The following is a 24,742-nucleotide window of genomic DNA, read 5'->3' as shown; positions in this document are numbered from 1 at the left end:
GGAGCATCGCTCGGCAAACGCGAAGCATGCTTCCTCCCGCGAGTTCGGCGAAGGCAACCGAGTTCCGGCAAGGTCACGCCGTAGCCTTGTAGAGCTCGCGGCCGATGAGCATCCGCCGGATCTCCGACGTGCCGGCGCCGATCTCGTACAGCTTGGCGTCGCGCAGGAGGCGGCCCGTCGGGTAGTCGTTGATGTAGCCGTTGCCGCCGAGCGCCTGGATCGCCTCGAGCGCCACCTGCGTCGCCTTCTCCGCCGCGTAGAGGATGCAGCCGGCCGCGTCCTGGCGCGTGACCTCGCCGCGGTCGCACGCGCTCGCCACCGCGTAGACGTAGGCGCGGCACGCGTTCATCGTCACGTACATGTCGGCGACCTTCGCCTGCATGAGCTGGAACGTGCCGATGGGCTCGCCGAACTGGCGGCGCTCGTGGACGTACGGCATCACGACGTCGAGGCACGCGGCCATGATGCCGATGGGCCCGGCGGCGAGCACCACGCGCTCGTAGTCGAGCCCGGACATGAGGACGGCGACGCCACCGCCGACCTCGCCGAGCACGTTCTCGTAGGGCACCTCGCAATCCTCGAACACGAGCTCGCAGGTGTTCGAGCCGCGCATGCCGAGCTTGTCGAGCTTCTGCGCGGTGGAGAAGCCCGCCATGCCGCGCTCGATGAGGAACGCGGTGATGCCGCGCGGGCCGGCCTCCGGGTCGGTCTTGGCGTAGACCACCAAGGTCGAGGCGTCCGGCCCGTTGGTGATCCACATCTTGGTGCCGTTGAGGATGAAGCGGTCGTTGCGCGCCTCCGCGCGCAACTTCATCGACACGACGTCCGACCCCGCGCCGTGCTCGGACATGGCGAGGGAGCCCACGTGCTCGCCGGAGATCAGCTTGGGGAGGTAGCGCTCCTTCTGCGCGTCCGTCCCGTTGCGCCGGATCTGGTTGACGCAAAGGTTCGAGTGCGCACCGTACGACAGCCCCACGGAGGCGGAGGCGCGGCTGACCTCCTCGATGGCGACGCAGTGGGCGACGTAGCCCATGCCGGCGCCGCCCCACTCCTCCTCGACGGTGATCCCGAGGAGGCCGAGGTCGCCCATCTCGCGCCACAGCTCGTTGGGGAACTCGTTGCTGCGGTCGATCGCCTCGGCCTGGGGCGCGATGCGATCGCTCGCGAAGCGGCGGGTCGCCTCGCGCAGCGCGTCGACGTCCTCGCCGAGGGCGTACTGCATGGTGGCGTCGAACAAGGCGGTCCCTCCTGCGCCGGCCGGCCGGCCGCGACGGTGGCCGAGGTTGAAACGATCGGCAAACTCTCGCAAGACTTCGGTGGCTGGCGGCACGGGACCAACCGGACCGATCGTCGCTGCGCAGGGCGGCCGGACAACGGGCCGACGCCACGATGGGGCCGCTGGGGCAGCATGGGGGGAACACGATGGACGCCGGCGCGCCGATCCTCGAGGCCCGCGACGTGTCGCTGCGCTTCGGCGGGGTGCGCGCGCTGTCGAACGTGTCCTTCGCCGTCGCCAAGGGCGAGCTGTTCTCCATCATCGGCCCCAACGGCGCCGGCAAGACGTCGATGCTCAACTGCATCTCGGGCCGCTACAAGCCCACCGACGGGGACGTGCTCTACCGCGGCGCCTCGCTGCTGAGGCGCTCCATCAACGACCGGGCGCGTCTCGGCATCGGCCGCACGTTCCAGAACCTCGCGCTGTTCGGCCACATGTCGGTGCTCGACAACATCCTCGTCGGTCGGCACCACCGCATGAGGAACAACGTCCTCACCGGCATGCTCTACTGGGTCGGCGGCGCACGGCGCGAGGAGCTCGCCGAGCGGCGCCGCGTGGAGGAGATCATCGACCTCCTCGAGATCCAGCACGTGCGCGGCGAGCCGGCGGGCACCCTCTCCTACGGGCTACGCAAGCGCGTGGAGCTCGCCCGCGCCATGGCCATCGAGCCTGACCTCATCCTCCTCGACGAGCCCATGGCCGGCATGAACCTCGAGGAGAAGGAGGACATGGCCCGCTACATCCTCGCCCTCACCGAGGAGTTCGGCATGACGACCGTCATGATCGAGCACGACATGGGCGTCGTCATGGACCTGTCGGACCGGGTCATCGTGCTCGACTTCGGGCGCAAGATCTCCGAGGGCACGCCCGCCGAGGTGCTTGCCGACGAGCACGTCAGGAAGGCCTACCTCGGCGAGGAGGACGACGTGCTCGACGCACTCGCTGCCGCCGAGATGGAGGAGGCGTGAGCGCCCTTACCGTCCGCGGCGACGAGATCGCCTGGCCCGAGCCGCCGCGCGACGTCCGCGACGCGGCGGCGCTCGACACGCTGCCGAAGCTCCTGCGCCGCAACGCCGAACGGCACCCCCGCGCCATCGCGCAGCGCGAGAAGGAGTTCGGCATCTGGATCGCCTACGATTGGGCGAGCGTCGAGCGGCACGTGTCGCGCATGGCCGCGGGGTTAGTCACGCTCGGCCTCGAGCCCGGTGACGTCGTCGCGCTCATCGGCGACAACCGGCCGGAGTGGGTTTGGGGCGAGGTCGCCGCCCACGCCTGCCGGGCGATGAGCCTCGGCGTCTACCGCGACGCGCTCGAGGATGAGGTCCGCTACCTCTTCGGTCACGCCGAGCCGAAGATCGTGGTGGCGGAGGACGAGGAGCAGGTCGACAAGCTCCTGGCGCTCGGCGACGCCATCGCGTCCGTCACCACCATCGTCTACACCGACGACCGCGGGATGCGGAAGTACGACGACCCGCGCCTCCTCTCCATCACCGCGCTGGAGGAGAAGGGGCGTGAGCGGCTCGCCGGGACGGCCGACGCGTGGGCGAAGATGGTGGAGGCGACGCACGCCGACGACGTCGCGATCCTGTGCACCACGTCCGGCACGACCTCGCGGCCCAAGCTCGCAATGTGGACGAGCCGCGCCTTCCTCGGCCACGTCGCGACCTACCTCACCGCCGACCCGCGCGGCGCCGGCGACGAGTACGTCGCCGTGCTGCCGCTCTCCTGGGTGATGGAGCAGATTTACTCGGTGGGCTGGAACCTCCTCGCGCGCATGACGGTGAACTTCGTCGAGGACGAGGCGACGACCATGCACGACCTCAGGGAGATCGGTCCCACCTTCGTGCTCTTCTCGCCGCGCGTTTGGGAGAGCGTCGCCGCCGACATCCGCGCGCGCATCATGGACACCTCGCGCTGGAAGCGCGCGATCTACCGCTGGGGCGTCGATCGCGGCATGGCGGCCGCGGCGAGGGGCAGGCGCTCGGCGCTCGCCGATGCGCTCCTGTTCCGTCACCTGCGCGACCGGCTCGGCTTCTCCCGCCTCACCTCGGCGGCGACCGGGGGCGCGGCAATGGGGCCGGACACCTTCCGCTTCTTCGAGGCGATGGGCGTGCCCTTGAAGCAGCTCTACGGGCAGACCGAGGCGCTCGGCGCCCACACCATCCACAAGACCGGCGAGGTGGACAACGAGACGGTGGGCTACCCGATGCCCGGCGTCGCGCTCGCGATCCGCGACCCCGATCCGGAGGGCCTCGGCGAGATCCTCGTGCAGCACCCGCACATGATGTCCGGCTACTACAGGAACGAGGACGACAGCGCCGCGAGCTTCGCGGACGGCTGGTTCCAGACCGGCGACGCCGGGTACCTCACCGAGCGCCGTCAGCTCGTCGTCATCGACCGCGTCAAGGACCTTGCGACCACCTCGCGCGGCGTGCGCTTCTCGCCCCAGTTCATCGAGAACAAGCTGAAGTTCTCGACCTACGTCGCCGAGGCCGTCATCCTCGGCAAGGACCGGCCCTACCTCGCGGCGATGATCTGCTTCCGCTACCCGATCCTCGCCAAGTGGGCCGAGGAGCGGCGCCTGTCGTTCACCACCTACTCGGACCTCGCCTCGCGGCGCGAGGTCTACGATGTCCTGCGCGCCGAGGTGGAGCGGGTCAACGCGACGCTCCCCGAGCAGCAGCGCATCGCCAAGTTCCTGCTGCTCTACAAGGAGCTCGACGCCGACGACGGCGAGCTCACGCGCACCAAGAAGGTGCGCCGCGGCTTCATCGCCGAGAAGTACGCGGACATCATCGAGACGATCTACTCGGGCGCCGACAGCGTGCACGTGGACACCGTCATCCACTTCCAGGACGGCTCGAGGCAGCGCGTCGTCGCCGACCTTGCCATCGAGACCTTGATCGACGTTCGGCCCGAGGCCCGCGAGGCGGAGGCGGCGGAGTGAACACCGAGCTCCTCGTCCAGCTCCTGGTCAACGGCGTCATCGTCGGCATGCTCTACGGCGTCGTCGCGATGTGCTTCGTCCTCATCTACAAGTCGACGCAGGTGGTGAACTTCGCGCAGGGCGAGTTCGTGGTGTTGGGTGCCTGGACGTGCCTGTCCCTCGTCATCTCACTCGGCCTGCCGTTCTGGCTGGCGTTCGTGTTCTCCCTCGTCTTCATGATGATCTTCGGTGTGCTCGTGCAGGTCGTCCTGCTGCGCCCGCTGGTGGGCGAGCCTGTGATCTCCGTCATCATGGCGACCATCGGCCTGTCGATCTTCATGCAGGCGCTGATGAACTGGATCTTCGGCAACAACGCGGTGCGCTTCCCGCAGGTGTTCGACCAGGGGACGGTGACGATCGGCGGGCTCAACGTCGAGACCGCCTACCTGATGAGCCTCGTGCTGTCGCTCATCGTGATGGCGCTGTTCTTCTGGTTCTTCCGCTACTCGCGCTGGGGGCTCGCGATGCGGGCGACGGCGTTCAACCAGCAGGTGGCGCAGTCCCTCGGCGTGTCGGTGGGCCAGGTGTTCGCCATGGCGTGGGCGATCTCGGCGGTGGTGTCCGGGATCGCCGGCGTCGTCATCGGCCTCGTCTCGGCGGTGTCGAACAGCCTCGCGATCATCGGCATCAAGGTGTTCCCGGCGGTGATCGTCGGCGGGCTCGACTCCATCGTCGGCGCCATCGTCGGCGGCCTTACCATCGGCTTGTTGGAGAACCTCGCCGAGTTCGCCGACGGCCAGTACCTCCAGTGGGGCAACATGTACCAGGTGGCGCCGTTCTACGTGCTCATCGTCATCCTGATGATCCGCCCCTACGGCCTGTTCGGCACCCCGGACATCGAGCGAGTGTGAGATGCCGCGCGTCCTCCACCGACCATCCCGGCGGAAGATCCACCGGGATGGTCTCCTCCCTGAACCGACATTCAAGCGGAGCCGACACCCGCAGGACCGCGCGGAGCGGCCCGGGGGTCGAGGCCGAAGAGCGAAGCGCGGCTTGAGGCTCACCCCGCTCCGCGCGAGCCCTTGGACCGGAGGACGGTGTTCGGCACGGCGCCGATCCGCGCCTTCCGCAGGCGGGGTGCAGGCGTAGTGGCCCACGTCCCCAACCCGCGGCCGGCCGGCGACTTTCGCACGAGCTATGGCGCCGACCAGACGCTGTTCAGGACGCGCCTCGAGGGCCGCGCGACGGTGCTCATCGTCGCCGGGCTCCTCCTCGTGCCGCTGGTCGCCGACATCGGCGTCCTCTCGCAGCTCATCCTCATCGGGATCTACGGGATCGCGGCCCTCGGGCTCAACGTCCTCGTCGGGATGACGGGGCAGATCTCGCTCGGCCACGGCGCTTTCTTCGGCTTCGGCGCGTTCGCCTCGGCGTGGATCGCGAGCCAGGGGATCCCGGTCCTCCTCGCGATCCCCCTCGCCGGCCTCATGACGACGGCGGTGGGAATGATCTTCGGCCTTCCCGCAGCGCGGCTCAAGGGGCTCTACCTCGCCATCGCGACGCTCGCCTCCCAGTTCATCCTGCAGGACTTCTTCGCCCGCGCGGCCTGGTTCACCGGCGGGCCCTACGGCTCGCTCGCCGAGACCGCCTCGCTGTTCGGCCTCGCGCTCAACAGCGACCAGCGCTACTTCTACCTCGTCCTCTTCTGGGTCGTCGTCTCCTACATCGCGGTCGCCAACCTCGCCCGCACGCGCGACGGACGCGCGCTGGTGGCGGTGCGCGATCACTACCTGTCGGCCGAGATCATGGGCATCAACCTGACGCGCTACCGCGTCATGGCGTTCGGCATCTCCTCGTTCTTCGCCGGCATCGGCGGCGCGCTCTACGCGCACTACCTCGGCTTCGTATCGGCCGAGGGGTTCACCATCCTCCTGTCCATCGAGTTCCTTGCCATGATCATCATCGGCGGGCTCGGCTCGGTGGCGGGCTCGATCCTAGGCACCGCGTTCATCCTGCTCCTGCCCCAGGTGATGGAGGTGTTCGCCGGTGCGCTCGCCGCCCTGTTTCCGGCCATCGCCCAGGGGTCCGCCTACATCAAGCAGATGTCGGTGGGCGCGGCGATCATCCTGTTCCTGGTTCTGGAGCCGGAGGGCCTCATCCACCGCTGGCGGCGGATGCGGGCGTCCTGGAAGCTGTTCCCGTTCTCGCACTGACGGGCGGTTCTCGTCGGCACGCGAACGCGTTAAGAGGGCGTGCGGGGTGCGGCGCCCGCGCCTCGGACAACATCAAGCCGCTGTTGGGAGGAGTGAATGAAGGCTTCGTTGAAGATCGCCGCCGCCGTCGTGGCAGCGAGCGCGACCGCAGCCGCGGCGCAGGACTCGGTGCTCGTCGGCCACCTCGCCGACTACACGGGCCCGACCTCGTTCGTCGGCAAGCAGTTCGGCCCGGGCGTCGCCGACGCGTTCAAGCAGATCAACGCCGACGGCGGCATCGACGGGACCATGGTGAACCTCGACACCGTGGACTACGCCTACAAGGTCCCCGAGGCCATCGCGCTCTACAAGCGCTGGGTCGCCGACGGCATGGTCGCGCTGCAGGGCTGGGGCACGGCCGACACCGAGGCGCTGATCTCGTTCGTGACGCGCGACGAGATCCCCAACGTGTCCGGCTCCTACTCGGCGCACCTCACCGACCCGACGGGCGCGAACCCCAGCACGCAGCTTCCCGCGCCCTACAACTTCTTCTACGGCCCGTCCTACTCCGACGCGTGCCGCGCGCTCGCCCAGTGGGCCGCGAACGACGCACAGGAGAAGGGGATCGAGAACCCCACCTTCATCCACACCGGCGACAACCACCCCTACCCCAACGCGCCGAAGGAGGCGTGCGCCGAGTACGCCGAGGAGCTCGGCCTTACGGTGGCACCGCCCGTCGTCGTGCCGCTCGCGCCGGGCGACTTCAAGGCGCAGTGCCTTACCATCAAGAACTCCGGCGCGCAGTACGTCTACATGGGCAACCTTGGCGGCTCGGTGGTCTCGCTCATCAAAAGCTGCAACACCGTGGGGGTCGAGGCGACCTACATGGGCAACCCCTGGGCCGGCGACTACCAGACCGTCGAGGCCGCCGAGGCGCAGAACCTCATCTTCCCGTCCTCCACGCCGTTCTACGGGGCGGACGTGCCGGGCATGGAGCTCGTCAACACCATCCTCGAGAACGGCGGTGGGCAGGTCGGCGAGCGTCCCACGCACCACTACATCCGCGCCATCTGCGCCGCCTACTACATGAAGGAGGCGATGGAGTGGGCGAAGGCGAACGGCGGGCTGACCGGCGAGAACATCCGCGACGGCTTCTACCAGGAGACCGAGTGGGTGCCGGAGGGCCTGGAGGGCGTGTGCGGCCCCGTGACCTGGACCACGGAGGACCACCGCGGACTCGTTGAGGTGACGATCAACTCCGGCTCGTTCGTGGACGGCGAGGCGGAGATCGAGGAGGTCGACGTCATCACCCTCGAGCGCCGTCCGGAGTGGCTCGGCCAGTGAGGCACGCCGGTCCGGTGCCGTCCGCGGGACCGGACCGCGACGGCAGAGCGCCGTCGTGACGCTCGCTGAGCCGGCCGCGCCCCCCGCTTCCGCCGCGGGCGACGACCTCCTCGCGCTCAACAACGTCGAGGTGGTGTTCAACGACGTGATCCTCGTGCTGCGCGGCATGTCGATGGCGGCGCGGCGCGGCAAGGTGACGGCGCTTTTGGGGGCAAACGGGGCCGGCAAGTCGACGACGCTCAAGGCGATCGCCGGGCTGCTGCACACCGAGGACGGCGAGGTGACACGCGGCACCGTGCACTACGACGGCGCCGACGTGACGCGCACCGCGCCGGACCGCAAGGTGCGCGACGGCCTGTTCCTCGTCATGGAGGGGCGCGGCATCGTCCAGGACATGACGGTGACGGAGAACCTCAGGCTCGGCGCCTTCACGCGCCCCTCCGCCAACATCGGCGAGGAGGCCGCCGAGGTGTTCGAGTTCTTCCCGCGCCTCAAGGATCGCCGTGGCCTCGCCGGCTACCTGTCCGGCGGCGAGCAGCAGATGCTCGCCATCGGTCGGGCGATGATGGCCAAGCCGAAGCTCATCCTCATGGACGAGCCGTCCATGGGCCTGTCGCCGCTCCTCGTGAAGGAGGTGTTCGGCATCATCCGGCGGCTCAACACCGAGCTCGGCCTCACCATCCTACTCGTCGAGCAGAACGCCAACATGGCGCTGAAGGCCGCCGACTACGGCTACATCATGGAGAACGGCAAGGTCGTGCTCGACGGCACGGGCGAGGCGCTCGCCGACAACGAGGACGTCAAGGAGTTCTACCTCGGCGGTGGCGAGCGGCGATCGTTCAAGTCGGTGAAGTCGTTTCGCAGGCGCAAGCGGTGGCTGTGACCGGGCGGGTCCGTCCCGTCGCGGCGCACGATCGATGGGACGACGGGTCGAAGAGGTTCCCCCCATGGGACGACTGATGCGGGCATCGGTGTTGGCGGCCGTCGCCCTCGCCAGCTCGTCCGCCTTGGCGGACGTGTCCATCGCGCAGTTTCCCCTCGCCGAGCACCCCGCCGGCGACTACGAGCGCGCGGCCCGTGAGTTCGAGACGGGCGACAAGGCCGAGGCGACGTGCCTGTTCTACCGTGGGCAGTACCGCTTCCGCGTCCACCTCGCCGCGCGGCCCGACCTGCCGCCGAGCGGCGATCCGGCGCTGATGGCGAGCCTCAACGACGTGCTCGGCCGCACGATCAACGAGTGGGCCGGCGGCGATCCCGACGTGTGGGTCGACGCCATGGAGTGCGCGCTCGACTGGGTGCAGGCGAACGACGACCCGTTCACCCCGAAGGCGAAGTTCGCGTCCGCCCACGAGGCGTCGGCGGACGGGCTCGCCGGCCTAGTCGAGACCGTGCGCTCGTCGAAGGAGGAGATCCGCGCCGAGCGCGCGGCGCGGGGGCTCGAGAACCGGTGAGGTCGTTCGACGCGCTGGAGACGCGCGATCCGGCGGAGCGCGAGGCGGCGCGACTCGAGGCGCTGCGCGACGTGGTGCGCGACGCCAAGGCGAACGCGCCGCACTACCAGCGGACCCTCGCCGAGGTCGATCCCGACAGCCTCACCTCCCGCGAGGCGCTGGCCGCGCTGCCCGTGCTCTACAAGTCCGACCTGCCGGAGCTGCAGGCGGCCATGCCACCGTTGGGCGGCCTCGCCACGCGTCCCGTCAGCGCGTTCCGCAGGCTCTACCTGTCGCCCGGTCCCATCGCCGAGCCGGAGGGGGAGACGCCGCACTGGCGCATGGGCCGCGCGCTGCATGCCGCCGGCATCGGCGCGGGCGACGTCGTCCTCAACGCGTTCGCCTACCACCTGACGCCGGCGGGCGCGATGTTCGACGCGGGCGCCGCCGAGGTCGGAGCGACGACCGTGCCGGCCGGGGTCGGCAACTCCGACACCCAGGCGGACGCGATCGGCCACCTCGGCGTAACCGCCTACGTGGGCACGCCGGACTACCTGAAGGTCCTCCTCGAGAAGGCGGACGCACGTGGCGTCGATGCCTCCCGCCTCACGAAGGCGCTGGTGTCGGGCGGACCCTTGTTTCCAGAGCTTCGCGAGGGGTACGAGGCCCGCGGGATCGCCGTGCGCCAGTGCTACGGCACCGCCGAGCTCGGCCTCATCGCCTACGAGACGGTCCCCGGCGAGGGCCTCGTCATGGACGAGGCGGCGCTCGTCGAGGTCGTCCGCCCCGGCACCGGCGATCCGCTGCCGGACGGCGAGGTCGGCGAGGTCGTCGTCACCACCTTCAACCCCGACTATCCGTTGATCAGGCTCGCCACCGGCGACCTGTCCGCCGTGCTGACGGGACCGAGCCCCTGCGGCCGCACCGGCCGTCGCCTCAGGGGCTGGATGGGGCGGGCCGACCAGACCACCAAGGTCCGCGGCATGTTCGTCCACCCCCGGCAGGTCGCCCGCGTCCTCGCCGCGTTCCCAGAGGTGCGTCGCGCGCGCCTCGAGGTCGGCGGATCGGGCGGGCAGGACACGCTGACGCTGCACGTCGAGGGCACGGGCGAACCGGGCCTCGCTGAGCGCCTCGCCGAGGCGGTGCGGGCCGAGTGCCGCGTGCGCGGCGAGGTCCGCTTCGTGCCCGAAGGCAGCCTGCCCAACGACGGCAAGGTCATCGAAGACGTCCGCCCACCGACCGGGTGACACGATGCGGCTCGGCTTCAGCGTTGCGGCGTCCGAGCGCGCCGACCAGCCCCAGCCGACCAGCTTCGCGCACGCACGGTCGCGCGCCACCTGCGCCAGCACTTGCAGGGATCGCTGACCGAGCTGCCATGGATGTCCCCTTGGATCATGCCTGGCTGCTCGGTGCCGGGCGGCGCCGACCCTGCCACTTGCAAGGCCCGAAAGCTCGCGCCACTACGACGCATCTGTGCTATTGTGCCACCAGCGGCGGGGACCGCCCGTCGGACCGGAGGAACCTGATGGTCGACAGCGCCCGTCCCATGTCGCCGCCCGTGGTCGCCACCATCGAGCGCGACGCCATTGCACAGAGCCTGCGCGAGGGGTTCGCCGACTTCATGGCGCGGCCGACGACGGCGATCTTCGTCATCGTCGTCTACCCGTTCATCGGGCTCCTGATGTACCGCTTCGCGTTCGACCGCGACCTGCTGCCCCTCCTCTTTCCGATCGCGTCGGGGTTCGCGCTTGTCGGTCCCCTGTCGGCTGCAGGCCTCTACGAGATCAGTAGGCGCCGCGAGGCTGGCGCGCCGCTCGACGGGGTGACCGCGTACGGGATCCTGTCGCGGGACAAGCTCGTGCCCCTCGTGCTCGTCGGCGCGCTCCTGCTCGTCATCTACCTGGCGTGGATCGGCGCGGCACAGGCGATCTACGGCGCGACGCTCGGCAACCTGGTGCCAGAGTCCGTCCTCGACCTCCTCGCCGCCGTCTTCACCACCACCGAGGGATGGACGCTGCTGGTGGTCGGCTGTGGCGTCGGCTTCGTGTTTGCGCTCGTGGTGCTCGCCATCGGCGCCATCTCGCTGCCAGCCATCGTCGACCGCGGCATGGCGCCGGCCGAAGCCGTAGCGCTGTCGGTCAGCGCGTTCGTCGCGAACCCGGGTACGATGCTGGCCTGGGGCTTCGTCATCGCGCTCGGGCTCGCGGTGGCCTCGCTGCCGCTCTTCCTCGGCCTCGTCGTCGTCCTCCCGATCTTCGGGCACGCGACGTGGCACCTCTACCGGAAGCTCGTGCCGCGATGAGACGTCCGACGGTCGGTCAGTCCTTCATGGGGTCGTGCCCCCAGTTCATCAGCGAGTAGCGCCAGCGGGAGCCCTCTACCTTCTCCTTGTCCTTCGGACCGCCCTGCTTCAGGTGGCGGTGAACGTAGCCGACGACCTTGTTCATGGCTTGGTAGTCGTCGTCCGAAAGGTCGGCCTGCTTCTTGCGTTTGATCTCCACGATGCGATGGCCCATCTTGTGGCCGACCGCCTCGCCGTCGTCGTCCTTCTGGCCGACCGACTGCGACTCGTCGGTTTCGAGCCAGTCCTCCAGCTTCTTCGGCGCCATGTTGACCGCGTCCTTGAACTCGGAGCGGATGGACTTCTTCTCGCCGTCATCCATGGTCAATTCCCTCAACGCGTCGCATCGGCGATGGCATCCTTGAGCTCGGACTTGGTCGCCGAAGACTTCGTCCGAAGGTCGAACGCCTTCGCGAGGTTCTGCAGCTCGGCCTTCGACAGGTCGGCATCGTCGCTGCTCAACGCGTCGACGACGGCCGACTTCAGCTTATCCTTCGACATCTTCGAGCGACCCTCGACGTTGAGCGTCCGCGCGGCCTCCATGAGCTCGTCCTTGGTGGGTTCTGGCCCGCCGCTTCCACCTTCGGCGTCGTCTCCGTCGCGGTGCTTGGCGGTCTTCTGCGCCACGTCCTCGGGTTGCTTGGAGTGCTGCTTGCCCTTTGCGCTGTCCTTGCGCTTCTTGTCGGAGGTGCGCTCGTACTCCTCGTCCGACAGGTCCTCGCGCGCCTCCTTCGGCAGGTAGCGCTCGCCGGTCTCACGGCTCTTGCCGCCCGACTTCGTGCCCCAGTCCTCCTCGGTCCACTGGTGGAGGTCGTTGTCCTCGGACTTCTCGCCCTCGTAGCCACCGCCGCGCTTCTTGTACTCCTGGACCGCCAACTGCGCCTTGCGCGCGGACCACTGCCCCTTCTCGCCGCCCTTGTCGGACTGCGTGATCTCCTCCTTCACCGTTTCCCAGAGCTTAGGATCGGTGCGTTCGGCCTTCGACATCGTGCCTCTCCCCTTCCCGTGGAGCGGCAATCGCAGCGCTCCGGGGAGGTTCCGGAGTGCGACCTTGCGAGCCGGCCTCAGGCGCTCGCAAGGCGAAGTCGGCGTGGCGGCGACAAGGCGTCGGCAGCACGCGCGATGCCTCCGGCGTCGATGCCGTAGTGCGCGTAGAGGTCGGCGATGCGTCCGGTCTGGCCGAACCGTTCCACCCCGAGGGCGGCGACGCGGTGGCCGCAGACTGCGCCGAGCCAGCTCAGCGTCGCAGGGTGCCCATCGATCACGGTGACGAGGCCGCAGTGCCGTGGCAAAGCGCCGAGCAAGTCCTCGATGGCGCACGATCCACCCTGGCCGTCGGCCCGCAAGCGCTGGGCGCGTCGCCAGTCGGCGTGCGCCTTGTCCGCCGAGGTCAGCACCAGGACGCCGACGTCGCGGCGCCCCTCCGCGATGAGCGCGGCAGATGCGATGGCCTCGGGCGCCACTACACCCTGGACGCAGACGACGATCTCAGCGCTCGGACCCGGTTCGCGCAGCCAGTAGGCGCCATCGAGGACGGCGCGGCGCAGCGCCTCGGTCATCGTCCGCCGAGGCTGCTCCACGGGACGGGTCGACAGGCGGAGGTAGGTGGCCTTCGGCCCGTCAGCCTCGTCGTCGGCCATGCGGGCGAACGCGTCCTCCATGACCACGGCGAGCTCGTCGGCGAAGGAAGGCTCGTAGGCGAGGAGGCCGTCCTGGCCCATGCCGATGAGCGGCGTCGAGATCGACTGGTGCGCGCCGCCCTCTGCCGCCAGCGACACGCCCGATGGGGTCGCCACCAGGAGGAAGCGCGCGTCCTGGTAGCAGGCGTAGTTCAGTGCATCGAGGCCGCGTGCGATGAACGGATCGTAGAGCGTGCCGACCGGGAACAGCCGCTCGCCGAAAAGCTCGGCGGACAGCCCCGCCGCGCCGAGCAGCAGGAAGTGGTTCATTTCGGCGATGCCGAGCTCGATGTGCTGCCCCTCTGGGGAGAACTGCCACTTCTGCGCGGAGGGGACGCGCTCGATGCGGAAGGCGTCGGCGATGGCCTCGCGGGCGAACAGGCCGCGCCGATTGACCCACGGCCCGAGGTTGGTCGAGACCGTCACGTCCGGCGACATGGTGACGGTGCGTCGGGCGAGCTCGCCGTCGCCCCGCGCGAGCTCGTCGAGGATCTTGCCGAACGCGGACTGCGTGGCGATCACCTTGTCGGTGGGCGCCTTCATCGTCGGGACCGATAGGCGCTGCCCCTTCTCAGGACGAACGCTGCTGGAAAAGTACGGCGACGCCGCCACGAACTCGCGCACCGCCGGCTCGTCCATGGTAAGGCCCGCGGCGACGTCCCACTCCTCGCCTTCAGGCACGCCCATGGCGGACCGGAACGCCGCCATCTGCGCCGGTGTCATCAAGCCGGCGTGGTTGTCCTTGTGGCCGGCGAGCGGCGTGCCCCATCCCTTCACCGTGTAGGCGATGAACACCACAGGGCGGTCGTGGTCGATGCGCTCGAAGGCATCGACGATGGTGTCCAGGCAATGTCCGCCGAGGTTCGCCATCAGCGCGCCGAGTGCCGCATCGTCCCGTCGCTCGAGGAACGCGGTGACCTCGCCCTGATCGCCGATCTCGTCCATCAGCCGTCGGCGCCAGGCAGCCCCGCCCTGGTAGGCGAGGGCGGAGTAGACCGGGTTCGGGCACGCGTCGATCCAGCGGCGCAGCGCCTCCCCGCCCGGCTCGGCGAACGCGGCGCGCTGCATCGCCCCGTGCTTCAGGGTGACGATGTCCCACCCGAAGGCGCGGAACACCTTCTCGATGCGGTCGTAAAGACCCTCGCGGACGACGCCGTCGAGGCTCTGCCGGTTGTAGTCGATGATCCACCACGTGTTGCGCAGGCCGTGCTTCCAGCCCTCCTGCAGGCACTCGTAGACGTTGCCCTCGTCGATCTCCGCGTCGCCAACGAGCGCGATCATGCGCCCGAGCGGGCGGTCGGCGCTCCAGCCCTTCGCCGCGACGTAGTCCTGCACCAGCGAGGCGAACGCGGTGGTGGCGACGCCGAGGCCGACGGAGCCGGTGGAGAAGTCCACCGTCGGCCCGTCCTTGGTGCGCGACGGGTAGGCCTGGGCTCCGCCCCAACCGCGGAACGCCTTCAGCCGGTCGAGGGACTGGCGGCCGGCGAGGTACTGGATCGCATGGAACACCGGCGAGGCGTGGGGCTTGACCGCGACGCGGTCCTGCGGCCGCAGGACGCGGAGGTACAGCGCGGTCATGATCTGCACCATCGAGGCGGAGGAGGCCTGATGCCCGCCCACCTTGACCTCGTCCGGCTCGCGCAGGTGGTTGGCCGCGTGGATCATCCACTGCGACAGCCACAGCACCTTGCGCTCGATCTCCCGCAGCCGATCGTCCATGGCGCCCTCCCCGTCCCTCTTCGGAGTATAGGCCGATGCGGCAGGTCCTCTAGGCCATCGAACTCGGCAGGACGGACCCGACGAGGAACAGCGTCGCGACGAGACCGATGGAGGCGCCCGCGACCAGCTGCAGGGCGGGCGCTGCGATGCCGACGCCCCGTGCTCCGGCGGCGAACAGCGTCGCCCCCCGCGCCGTTGCTGCGCACATCGCGACGAGGCTGAGGAAGGCGCCGGTGCCGAGCGCCATCGCGAACGCCCCCAGCGCCCCCACCGCGAGGAGGTCGAACCGCCACGCTGCCACGAGGACGATGACCGCACCGGTGCATGGGCGCAGGCCGATGCCGGCCACGAGGACGGCCGCGTCGCGCCAAGAGGTGAGCCGCTCAACGTCGGCGGCGGTCGGCCCGTGGCGATGGCCACAGCCGCAGTCCTCGTCCGCCTCGACGTGATGCCCACACGGACCGGACGACAGGGCCCGCCGCTGCCAAGCCCGCCTGAGCCCGACGACGCCACGATGCACGAGGATCGCGGCGATGGCGAGGATCGCGACGTAGCTGAGCGGCACGAGCACGCGATCGGTCGCGACGCGGGCCCATCCGGCGGTGATGTCGAACAGCGCGAAGCTGCCGTAGACGAGCACGATGGCGGTGAGCGCCTGCGACGCGCTCGCCGCGAGCGAGAGGGCGACGAGCTGGCCCACGCTGGCCCGCGTCGCGATCCCCGCCCCGGCGATGAGGAACTTGCCGTGCCCTGGGACCGCCGCGTGCATGAAGCCGTAGGCCGCGCACGCGCCGACGAGACCGGCCGACGCGAGGACCCCACCCTCGAGCGACAGGAGACGCTGGAACAGGTCGTAGAAGGCGCGCTGCTGGGCGGCCGCCCACTGCGCCGCCTCGACCAGGCCGAGGCCGGACGAAAGCGCCGCGGCGACCGCCGTGAGGCCGACCGCCGACAGCACCACGGCGAGCACGGTGCCCAAAAGGCCGCGGCGCGGCGGAGCGAGCCGCGAGCCGACGGCCGGCACGGATGTGAGCGACACACGGCCCATCGTCGGCGTCGCGCGACGGGTCGCGGCGTTGTCCACGGTACGCATCACCTCCCCGGTCCGGCCGTCGGCGGCCAGGCGCCTCCAACAACGCGCCGCCAGCGCCTCTGCGTTGTGCCGCATCATGCCCAGTACTGTCGAGCCCGCTCGTCGGGACCCGGCAGCGCGTCCACGTAGAGCGTACCCCCACGCAGACGCCGGTCTACGCCGCGATCTGCTCCAGCAGGTGCGCGTCGCTGGCGCCTTCGAGGAACACGGCGTCGGGCTCGCCGCTCCTCGCCGCACGGACGACCGACGCCACCTCGTGAGCGGACGGCTCGCTGTGGGGGACGGCCCCTTGGAGGGCGACGAGGCACAGCCCGTAGGCGTGCGGGAGGTAGGGCAGCGCCGCGAACGTGCGCCGGGCCTCGCGGTCGAGCGGTTCGACATTGCGCGTCGCGTTGGCGCGGCAGGACGCCGTGCCGCCGGGGTCCGCTCCGGCGAACCCCGCCTCGACGGCGCGGACGTGAAGGACTGCGTTGGCGAGGTCCCGCCCCGCGTGCGGGTCGAGCGCCTCACCTTCGCGGCCCGCTTCCTGCGCGTGATCCGCCTCTTGCTACTGCTACGGCGGCTCCAAGGGGAGCCAGAACTGCTGTGTGCTCGATGACGGGCTCGCGGCGCATTCCCCTCACTCCGAGATCCCCGAACTGACGCGCACCCTACGAGATGGCAGTCACCTGGACGTGCGAGGCCGACGTGGACGCCGAGCGCGCCACCCGCACGACCATGGCGCTGCAAACGCCTCCCTACAGCACCGCGCCGGCCAGCCCGGGACCGGCCACTGCCGACCGGACCTTCCCGCCAATCAGCCCACCTTTCCCTCCCGCGGGCTCAAAGGGCTGGCGTCCACGTCCGCGACGTTGCGCGTGGCAACGCTCGCCCACGACGTGTCAGTTCGCTGCCACCGTCGGGCGAACGTGCGCGGGCCGCCCGTGGTCGGTGATGAGGACCGGCTCCTGCGCCGCCGCGCGCGTGGCGGCGCTGGCGTCCTGGTCGGACTGACGGCCCGAAAACGTGGTGGGCGCGGTCCCGTCCATGGAGGTAGGGACGAACCTACGATCTTCATTTGGCGTGGTCAGGCACGGAGGTGGCATGTCAGGAGAACCGCTTGTTCCGCAGATCCGCGCACGTGACCATCACGCGCGCGACCACCGTACCCGTCTCTCCGTGAACAGCGCCGCGTCGCCCCAGGCCGTGCGACCGGGAATGGGACCGTAGAGACACGTTGGATCCGGGGTCCATGCTTCTCCATCATGAGCAGGGTGTTGAGGAAGTTGCGTGGACGCACGTACGGGCATGTGCCTCCTGCTCCGACCCCCGTCGTCGCGCGACGCGGCGAGCCTGGGCTCATCGTCAGCGATCACGGCACGGAGGCCACCTCGCATGGACCCATGCTGCCGCATCGGCTGGCACTTCATCGCGCCCGGCAAGCCGATGCAGACCGGAACGTGCGAGGCGTTCACCGCCCGCATGGGCGACGAGCTCCTGAACGAGACCTGTTCTTCTGCCCGAAGCGCCGCGCCACGATGGGTCGCAGACTACGATCTCAATGGGCCGCATTCGGCGTTCGGGGACCGCACGGCGGCAGCCTACGCCGCCCAACTGACCGCAAGGGACGTTCGGCCCCGCGTGACGGAGGCGCGACACCGATCGCCCATGGCTCCGCCGGCGCAACAGCCCCCACCTCAACGAAGCTGCTATCCAAGGGACGCTAAGCTCGCCGCCCCCGCACCAGCCGCGCCAACCAAATCAGCAAGCACCCGCCGAGCACCCCGGCCACCAGGTAGCGCACCCAGCCGTAGCCCAGCTCCAAGTCAGCGACGTCGAGTAGGAAGTTGAGGACGGCGGCGCCGACGATGCCGAGCAGGACGTTGCGGATGAGCCCCATGTCGGAGCGCATGACCTTCTCGGCGATCCAGCCCGCCAAGCCGCCCACCACGATCGCCGTCAGCCAGCCCACGCCATTGAGGTCCATCACCAACACCCTTCGATCACCGTCGGCTGCAGCACGCCTCGCGTGCGACGCTCTGCGATCTGCGATCTGCGAGAGATAGCTGCTGGCGCAGGCGAAGTCATGACCCACGCGCGACGCGTCGAGCGAGGGTCCGGAGCAGCAGCCTCGGTCCATGGCAGCGCTCGGTCCACGGAGCGCAACGCGAACGTCCGGTGCCCCACCGGACGCGCTGCGATGGCAGGGCCGTCCCGACCGGTGGCATGTCGACGATCCTAACATTGGGAGAATGCGCTAAGACGCCTGAAACAGGACGCATCCGATGCCCGACCGCCCCCACCCGACCGAGCGAAGCGTCGCCGTGGGATCCGTCCGCTTCGCCGACCACCTCCCCCTCGCGCTCATCGCCGGGCCGTGCCAGATGGAGTCGCGCGCCCACGCCCTCGAGATGGCGAGCGCGCTGAAGGAGGTAACGGCCCGCCTCGGCATCGGCCTCGTCTACAAGACGAGCTTCGACAAGGCCAACCGCACCTCGCTGTCGGGCGTGCGCGGCATTGGGCTGGATCAAGCCTTGCCGGTGTTCGCCGAGATCCGCGAGGGCCTCGGCCTGCCCGTCCTCACCGACGTGCACGAGCCCGCTCAGTGCGCTCCGGTGGCCGAGGCCGTCGATGTCCTCCAGATCCCGGCGTTCCTGTGCCGGCAGACCGACCTGCTCCTCGCTGCAGCCGCCACGGGGGCCGCGGTCAACGTCAAGAAGGGTCAGTTCCTCGCGCCCTGGGACATGAGGAACGTCGTCGCCAAGCTCGAGGGCGGCGGCGCGACCCGCGTCCTGCTTACCGAGCGCGGGGCCTCGTTCGGCTACAACATGCTGGTGTCGGACATGCGCGCACTCCCCATCATGGCAGAGACCGGGTGGCCGGTGATCTTCGACGCGACGCACTCGGTGCAGGCGCCGGGCGGGCTCGGGGGCGCGTCGGGCGGCGACCGGCGCATGGTCCCGGTGCTGGCGCGCGCGGCGGTCGCCGTCGGCGTCGCCGGCGTCTTCATCGAGACGCACCAGGATCCCGACAACGCGCCGTCCGACGGCCCCAACATGATCCACCTCAAGGACATGGAGCCGCTCTTGAGGGATCTCATGGCCATCGACGCGCTCAAGCCAGGCCGCATGATCTGAGCCGCGACCGGCGCGTGGTCCCGGTGCTCGCGCGCGCAGCGGTCGCCGTCGGCGTCGCCGGCGTCATCATCGACCCCGCCAGCCTCCCGACGACGACCGTCCGACGGCCGCGACACCCAGCCGCTCATGGGGGACGTCATGGCCATCGGCGCCTTCGAGCCCAGCTGCCCACGCCGCACGAGCACAGCCTGTCTCCGCGGCCGCGGACCCGCGTATGGTCCCCCTCGCCGCTCGGCTCGAGGGGAGGCGCGATACGTCGGCCGCCGTAGGGTCAGGGGCTCGGCCGGAGCACGGGGGTGACACGGACGCCCGCGGTCCCCCTTAGGTCCCGTCCGGTCCTCCCCGCTGCGAAGGAGGGGGGAGGATACCGCCGACCACGACGGCACTGTTCCCGTCCGGTCGGATCCGGTTGCCGCTTCGACGCCGTCGGAGACGGGGCACATCCCGCCTTCGGGAGGCCCGCGGCGAGGTGGGCCTCCGAGGGACCCGATCGAGGCGAGGCGGGACGCACAAGCATGGCCACCTTCCAGCCTACGAGGTCGCGCCCGCGGGTCCCGATCACGGGCCGGTCGTCCGCGCGCCGCGCACCCGGCGGGTTGGTCGGCAAGTGCGGCTCGATCGCCGCCTACGGGCGATCGCCGGCCCCAAACTCATTCGCCAGAACGCTCCCCCAACACGTCGCGCTGACGCGGCATGATGCGATGAGGCCCGTAGGAACGGGTGGGGGCCGGAGCCTAGCCCTTAAGCGCCTCAGGGATCATTCACGTGCTCAGGAGCGGCTGCCGCTGGAAAGGCCTGCCGGCGGTCCAGGGCCCGCGCACGACGGTCAACAACCGTCGGCACCACTGGTCGCAACGCCCGTCCTGGCAGGGCCTCTTCAAGGCGCTGCGCGAGGTCGGTCCCGGCGACGCGCACTGCATCGATCCCACCAGCGCGAAGGCGCACCGTTCGTCCGCCGGCAGGAAAGTGGGGCGCATGGCCAGGATGTTGCCCGCTCGCGCGGCGGTCGCTGCACAAGATCGACGTACCGACGGACGAACGCGGCCATCAACCGCTCGTCGCCGAGCAGAACAACGACCCTACGCCTTTCGTCTGGACCGCCGACCCCAACCTGATCATCGCCGCCGTCAAACGTGGGCACCAAGTGTTGGACACCATCCACTAGGCCACACACTCATCAACGAGGCTGGCAGGATTTATTCCCCCTCGCACATCGTCGGGTGTGCGAGGAGGGGAGGGATGGCGCGGTTCGATCTGACGGAAGCTGAGTGGGCGATCATTGAGCCTCGTCTGCCGACGGATGTCCCGGGGCGTGCCGCGGATCGACGACCGCAGGGTCCTCTCCGGCATCTTGTAGTGGCTCAGGATGGGCGCGCCGTGGGCCGACAGTTCCGAGCGCTACGGCCCCAACACGACCCGCGACAACCGCTTCGTCCGATGGCGCAAACGGGGGAGGTGGGAGCGGATCTTCCGAGCCGTCAGAGGCCTGCGACGGCGACCTGCAGATGATCGATTCGTCCTCGATCCGCGTCCATCACGACGCCGCGAACGGGAGAAAGAGGGCGACACGCTCTGAGGAGTCGCTCCCAAGGCGGGCGACCACGACGATCCACGCCCTTCTCGACGCCGACGGACTGCCGATCGCGCTGAAGCTGACCGAAGGCCAGGCGCACGACGGCCGCAGCGCTCGGGACATGCTGGACGGGATCGGGGCAGGCCACATCCTTCTCGCCGACCGGGCCTACGATGGACGAGCTGCGCCGTGCCCTGACCGAACGAGGCGCATGGGCCGACATCCGTGCAATGCCGAACCGCGAGCGCCGTCCGGCGTTCAGCGTTTTCCTTTGTCGGTGCCGCAATGGTGCCAAGCGCTTCAACAAACTCGAGCACTTCCGTGCCGGCGCCACGCGCTACGACAAGGCCGGCGGACAATCCTCTCGCATCAGGACAGCTCGCCTCGGTCCGCAGCTGGATCGCCGCTCGCGAGGCTGTGACCTAGGGCCCTTCTCCTCCGCGCGCACGCGGGCGTCTGCAGCACCCCGGCGCTCGATCCGGCGCATCCGGACGGCCGTCATCGCTTGAGTGGCGCAGCGTGATCGGAAGACGAGTCGTTTCAGCCTGTCGAACACCAGCGGACGCTCCGAGGGCCGCTGATCCAGTGGTGTCGGGCTCTCGGTACCGCACGCCGCCCAGCGGCTGCCGGTGGGGACGGTAAGCAGCTCGGCCGACGGAATGCGACGTCCGACGATCGACGCGATGAGGGTCCAGGGGTGTCCTTCTGCCCCGGTTGCTCGACGCTAGGACGTGGACCGGCGCGCCTCGCCCCTCAACCTCCTCGCAGACTACGACATCATTTCCGACATTCGCGCCAAGGTGCACGGCAAATAACGATGGCTGAGCGTCAGGGCACCGTCCTTACAGAGGGGCGGACATCGGTGGGCGGGGCGATGGGCACCTCGTCGCAGACGAGGACGTCGGGATCGGCCACCAGCGCCCGCGCCACGGCCACGCGCTATTGCTGCCCGCCGGAGAGTTCGCGCGGGCGACGGCTGAGGAGGTCCAGCGACAGCTCGTGCCTCCAGGGCGGGGCGACGGACTTCTCCCGCGCCCGCGGCCGTGTCGCTGAAAGAAAGCTGGGCCGGACGGCCGATGACCGGGACGCGGCCGTGGTAGCGCTGGTCGAGCGGGTGGAGTTGTCGCCGTCGCTCTTGGCGCGCTTCCCCATCAGTTGTCCAGCGGGCAGCGTCAGCGGGTGACCCTTGCGCGCGCACTCATCCCGTCCCCAAAGTGTTGGTGGGAGACGAACCGCTCTCTGCGCTCGACGTGTCCGTTCAGGCGCAAACCCTCGATCTCCTCGCCGGGATACATCGTAAGACCGGGCTATCCTCGTTACCCGCGACCTCAAGGTCGCCCGGGAAATCTACGACACCGGTTGCATGCTTCAAGCGAGCCACATCGTGGAGCAAGGCACCGCGCCCAGCGTGTTCCACGCGCCTCACATCGTCTACATGCAGCGCCTGGTCTCAGTCTCCGACGCCACGGTTCGCGCCTTAGCGAGAGTCGACGCCGGCATTCGATCGTCGCTGCAGCGGCGCAGGACCGGACGCGCTCCCACAGTCATCGCCGTCGCATAACGCTATACAAGGCGCTGGTTGAGACAGAGCTCCGTCCCGGTGGCGATGATGGTGACGGTGATGCGAGCGCAGGCGGGGACCGTGCGCATTCCCAGCGCCGCTAAGAGGGAAACGTGCTCCGCGTCGAGCACCGTCCCCACGACACGGCGAGATTGCCGAGCGCGACGACTTCGCCCCGGCGGCGAAAGCTCGCGCCGATTCGCACGCGGTCCGACAAGCGGATCGCCCCGTCGATGACATGCACGTGCTCCTGCATCACCACGGACGACGTGTCGGGCGGGATCGGTGCACCGGTCAGGATACGGATGGCGCCCTGCCCTTCTGCGCGTGCGCCCGCGCGACGGCGACCGCCGATCGGGATCGCGGCGCGATCCGCTTCGGATCGCCTTCCCGCAGCGCATAGCCGTCGACCGCGGCATGATCGAACGGCGGCAATGCCATCGGCAAGGTCCGCCGCGAGCGTGCGCCCGCGAGCGTCGACGAATGCCACCGCCTCCTCGCCGGAGCGCGGTGCAAGCCACTCGCCGACCAACGTTGGAACGTCCTCGACGTGGAGGGCGACGTCGGTCCGGCGCATGCTCGCCGCGTCGGGGAGGAGGCGGTGAGCATTGGGTCCCGTGGGAAACGGGCGCGCCCAACGGAGACGCCCGAACGTGGCTACGAGTAGGTCGCCTCCTTCGACTTGAAGGACAGGTGCGAGACCGCCGCCGGCGCGTCAGCGATCTTTCGGATGTTCCTCCGGGTCTGCTTGTAGTTCGGGATCACCAGCTCATTCACACCGGCGTTGACGACGTTGCGCTGAATGCCGGTCGGGTAGGCGAACAGCATGAACGTCGCGCCGCGCCGTGCGGTCGGGTCGGGTAGACCATCGCCTGTGTCGAGCCGGAATCGTTGTAGACCTCCGCGAGATCCCCTTCCGCGACGCCGACATCGGCCATGTCGTCGGGGTTCATCTCGATGTAGGGTAGGGCCAGCGGTCCATGACGAGCTCGCTGCGATCGTCGAGGTAGGCGGACTGCCACACGAGGTTCGCCCGGGCGTTGTTGATGAGGTAGTCGTAGCTCGCGCGCTGCTCCTCCTTGCCGGGGGCGCGCAGGCCGCCCCATTCGGCGACGCAGAACCGCGCCCGCCCGTCGTCGGTGGAGAAGTTGCCGTCCGTGTAGAGCCGCTTGGTGCCGACGATCTCGCCGTTCTCGAAGCCGACCGCGGGCTCCTGGAAGCCGTTCGTCCCCATCGCGTGCAGCCGCTCGTAGGTGACGTGCTCCCCGCCGGCGGCGTTGGCGTGGTAGCCGTCCATGAACACGTCCTCGTTGGTCTGCCAGTCGAACTTGCCGGCGAAGGCGCCCGCCCGTTCGGCGTTGCCGAGGTCGCGGAAGGCGCGCTCCAGATGGTTGGCGATGCGCGCCGTGATCAGCCCGTCCGCCATCGCCCGACCCGGCGGGTCCATGTAGCGCTCGGTGAGGCGCATGCGCCGCTCGCCGTTCATCGAGGTGAGCGGCACCTCGCCCGAGGTCGCGGCCGGCAGGATCACGTGCGCCGCCTCGCCGATCTTGGTGGGGACGATGTCGACGTCCACCACGAAGAGGCCGCCGTCGCGGATCGCGCCCATGATCGCCTCGACCATCGCCTCGCGATCGCCGTAGGGGACGCTGTTCATGGCGTCCTTCACCTTGTCGGTGCGGGCCTTGTAGACGCGCTTGAACTAAATGGCGTTGAGCGTCCTCTTGTAGTGATCGCAGCCACAGATGTGATGGACGCCGCCCCCGCCCTCGATGAGGAGACGGTCGACATAGGGGGGCGGGCGGCCGATGAAGGCGTCCGACGGCCTGACATAGCCTTCCTGGTGGCCGCCGAGGCGCACGCAACCGCCGCCGGGACGGCCGATGTTGCCGGTGGCAAGCGCAAGGTTCACCAGGGCGCCTTGGGCTCGGCGATCCAGCGCGCGGCACGCTCCATGTCCTCAACCGAGAGGCCGGTGATCTCCGCCGCCTCCTCGAGTGACGTGCGGTTCGCCTCCAGCGCAGTCTGGAAGTCGGTGAGCGGTGCCACCTCGCCCTTCACCGACGGCTTGCGCGGCAAGGCCGGCGTGCCCTCGCCTTCGCTGGCCTCGCGCTGGGCCGTGTGGGCGTCGATGAAGTCCTGGTCGATCCAGCCCCGATCGGCGACGAACGTCAGGAGCGCGTTGAGGAGCACCATGCCGGTGCCGGGGTTCACCGCCAAATGCAGGACCTTGTCTGCGCCTGCCTCCAAATCGCAAGCGTTCACCGAGACCGTGCGGCGCGGATCGACGAAGACGATCCTCGCGCGCTCGTGCGCCTCGTCGGGCAGCTCCTCGCGCTGCTGCTGCGTGTTGCGCTTCTCGGAAAAGCCTATCTCGGCCATGCGCCCTCCGCGGGGCGGGCCGAGGCCGGAGTTCACCACGCAACAATAATCCGGGTTGATGACGAGCTGGACGTTGCGCCCGTCTTGGCGGACGCCTCTCGGGCGTCCTTGGA

Annotated in this window: 17 protein-coding genes and 6 pseudogenes; 13 read left to right on the top strand and 10 right to left on the bottom strand. The window is 69.6% G+C overall.

Annotated elements, in window-relative coordinates:
• Positions 1 to 73 precede the first annotated feature (73 nt).
• Complete coding sequence (locus ACOOE8_RS11775; protein WP_420394696.1) at positions 74 to 1,222, bottom strand: isovaleryl-CoA dehydrogenase; 1,149 nt, start codon at positions 1,220 to 1,222, stop codon at positions 74 to 76.
• A 200-nt stretch (positions 1,223 to 1,422) separates the two neighbouring features.
• Here ACOOE8_RS11775 and ACOOE8_RS11770 point away from each other — a divergent pair, with 200 nt between their 5' ends.
• The 9 genes from ACOOE8_RS11770 (at position 1,423) to ACOOE8_RS11730 (ending at position 11,467) form a co-directional block, all read left to right on the top strand.
• Entirely contained in the window at positions 1,423 to 2,244 is an 822-nt protein-coding gene (locus ACOOE8_RS11770; RefSeq protein WP_420391652.1) for an ABC transporter ATP-binding protein, read from the top strand.
• A gap of 26 nt (positions 2,245 to 2,270) precedes the next feature.
• A complete protein-coding gene (locus ACOOE8_RS11765) occupies positions 2,271 to 4,223 on the top strand; it encodes an AMP-binding protein (RefSeq protein WP_420394695.1) in 1,953 nt (650 codons plus the stop codon).
• Positions 4,220 to 5,113: a branched-chain amino acid ABC transporter permease gene (locus tag ACOOE8_RS11760; RefSeq protein WP_420391651.1), complete on the top strand. Its 894-nt coding sequence runs from the start codon at positions 4,220 to 4,222 to the stop codon at positions 5,111 to 5,113. Before ACOOE8_RS11765 ends, ACOOE8_RS11760 begins: the two co-directional genes overlap by 4 nt.
• A 237-nt stretch (positions 5,114 to 5,350) precedes the next feature.
• Complete coding sequence (locus tag ACOOE8_RS11755; RefSeq protein WP_420391650.1) at positions 5,351 to 6,412, top strand: branched-chain amino acid ABC transporter permease; 1,062 nt, start codon at positions 5,351 to 5,353, stop codon at positions 6,410 to 6,412.
• 96 nt (positions 6,413 to 6,508) lie between these two features.
• A complete protein-coding gene (locus tag ACOOE8_RS11750) occupies positions 6,509 to 7,735 on the top strand; it encodes an ABC transporter substrate-binding protein (RefSeq protein WP_420391649.1) in 1,227 nt (408 codons plus the stop codon).
• A gap of 55 nt (positions 7,736 to 7,790) precedes the next feature.
• Positions 7,791 to 8,618 carry an ABC transporter ATP-binding protein gene (locus tag ACOOE8_RS11745; RefSeq protein WP_420391648.1) on the top strand — a complete coding sequence of 276 codons (828 nt, stop codon included), beginning with the start codon at positions 7,791 to 7,793 and terminating at the stop codon, positions 8,616 to 8,618.
• A 76-nt stretch (positions 8,619 to 8,694) separates the two neighbouring features.
• A complete protein-coding gene (locus ACOOE8_RS11740; RefSeq protein ID WP_420391647.1) occupies positions 8,695 to 9,186 on the top strand; it encodes a hypothetical protein in 492 nt (163 codons plus the stop codon).
• Positions 9,183 to 10,412 (top strand): phenylacetate--CoA ligase family protein, encoded by a 1,230-nt coding sequence (locus tag ACOOE8_RS11735; protein ID WP_420391646.1) that lies wholly within the window; start codon positions 9,183 to 9,185, stop codon positions 10,410 to 10,412. Before ACOOE8_RS11740 ends, ACOOE8_RS11735 begins: the two co-directional genes overlap by 4 nt.
• A 278-nt stretch (positions 10,413 to 10,690) precedes the next feature.
• Entirely contained in the window at positions 10,691 to 11,467 is a 777-nt protein-coding gene (locus ACOOE8_RS11730) for a DUF2189 domain-containing protein (protein ID WP_420391645.1), read from the top strand.
• Between the two features lie 16 nt (positions 11,468 to 11,483).
• On the opposite strand, the gene ACOOE8_RS11725 is transcribed toward ACOOE8_RS11730, so the two are convergent.
• The 6 genes and pseudogenes from ACOOE8_RS11725 to ACOOE8_RS11700 all read right to left on the bottom strand — a co-directional run bounded on the left by ACOOE8_RS11725 (position 11,484) and on the right by ACOOE8_RS11700 (position 17,025).
• Entirely contained in the window at positions 11,484 to 11,828 is a 345-nt protein-coding gene (locus tag ACOOE8_RS11725; protein ID WP_420394694.1) for a DUF3140 domain-containing protein, read from the bottom strand.
• A gap of 149 nt (positions 11,829 to 11,977) precedes the next feature.
• Positions 11,978 to 12,493, bottom strand: a pseudogene (locus ACOOE8_RS11720) (hypothetical protein); the annotation flags it as partial.
• A gap of 77 nt (positions 12,494 to 12,570) precedes the next feature.
• A complete protein-coding gene (locus tag ACOOE8_RS11715) occupies positions 12,571 to 14,904 on the bottom strand; it encodes a transketolase (RefSeq protein WP_420391644.1) in 2,334 nt (777 codons plus the stop codon).
• Positions 14,905 to 14,953: 49 nt separating this feature from the next.
• Positions 14,954 to 15,997 (bottom strand): nickel/cobalt transporter, encoded by a 1,044-nt coding sequence (locus ACOOE8_RS11710; RefSeq protein ID WP_420391643.1) that lies wholly within the window; start codon positions 15,995 to 15,997, stop codon positions 14,954 to 14,956.
• 154 nt (positions 15,998 to 16,151) lie between these two features.
• A pseudogene (locus tag ACOOE8_RS11705) lies at positions 16,152 to 16,472 on the bottom strand (metal ABC transporter solute-binding protein, Zn/Mn family); the annotation flags it as partial.
• A gap of 406 nt (positions 16,473 to 16,878) precedes the next feature.
• Entirely contained in the window at positions 16,879 to 17,025 is a 147-nt protein-coding gene (locus ACOOE8_RS11700) for a hypothetical protein (protein WP_420391642.1), read from the bottom strand.
• 259 nt (positions 17,026 to 17,284) lie between these two features.
• Between ACOOE8_RS11700 and ACOOE8_RS11695 the strand changes: the two are divergent.
• Positions 17,285 to 17,509: pseudogene (locus ACOOE8_RS11695) on the top strand (integrase core domain-containing protein); the annotation flags it as partial.
• A gap of 190 nt (positions 17,510 to 17,699) precedes the next feature.
• On the opposite strand, the gene ACOOE8_RS11690 reads toward ACOOE8_RS11695, so the two are convergent.
• A complete protein-coding gene (locus ACOOE8_RS11690) occupies positions 17,700 to 17,963 on the bottom strand; it encodes a GlsB/YeaQ/YmgE family stress response membrane protein (RefSeq protein WP_420391641.1) in 264 nt (87 codons plus the stop codon).
• Positions 17,964 to 18,261: 298 nt separating this feature from the next.
• Here ACOOE8_RS11690 and kdsA point away from each other — a divergent pair, with 298 nt between their 5' ends.
• The 3 genes and pseudogenes from kdsA (at position 18,262) to ACOOE8_RS11675 (ending at position 21,112) form a co-directional block, all read left to right on the top strand.
• On the top strand, positions 18,262 to 19,113 hold the full coding sequence (gene kdsA / locus ACOOE8_RS11685; RefSeq protein WP_420391640.1) for a 3-deoxy-8-phosphooctulonate synthase: 852 nt from the start codon (positions 18,262 to 18,264) through the stop codon (positions 19,111 to 19,113).
• Between the two features lie 756 nt (positions 19,114 to 19,869).
• Positions 19,870 to 19,977: pseudogene (locus tag ACOOE8_RS11680) on the top strand (IS5/IS1182 family transposase); the annotation flags it as partial.
• 375 nt (positions 19,978 to 20,352) lie between these two features.
• A pseudogene (locus ACOOE8_RS11675) lies at positions 20,353 to 21,112 on the top strand (IS5 family transposase).
• Positions 21,113 to 22,347: 1,235 nt separating this feature from the next.
• On the opposite strand, the gene ACOOE8_RS11670 reads toward ACOOE8_RS11675, so the two are convergent.
• A complete protein-coding gene (locus ACOOE8_RS11670; RefSeq protein ID WP_420391639.1) occupies positions 22,348 to 22,737 on the bottom strand; it encodes a hypothetical protein in 390 nt (129 codons plus the stop codon).
• A 167-nt stretch (positions 22,738 to 22,904) separates the two neighbouring features.
• Positions 22,905 to 24,722, bottom strand: a pseudogene (locus tag ACOOE8_RS11665) (arsenate reductase (azurin) large subunit); the annotation flags it as partial.
• Positions 24,723 to 24,742: the final 20 nt, after the last annotated feature.

This window comes from Acuticoccus sp. (assembly GCF_965213555.1).
Lineage (GTDB): Bacteria > Pseudomonadota > Alphaproteobacteria > Rhizobiales > Amorphaceae > Acuticoccus.
The sequence above is the reverse complement of the archived record's forward strand: the minus strand, read 5'-3'. Positions and strand labels throughout refer to the sequence as shown.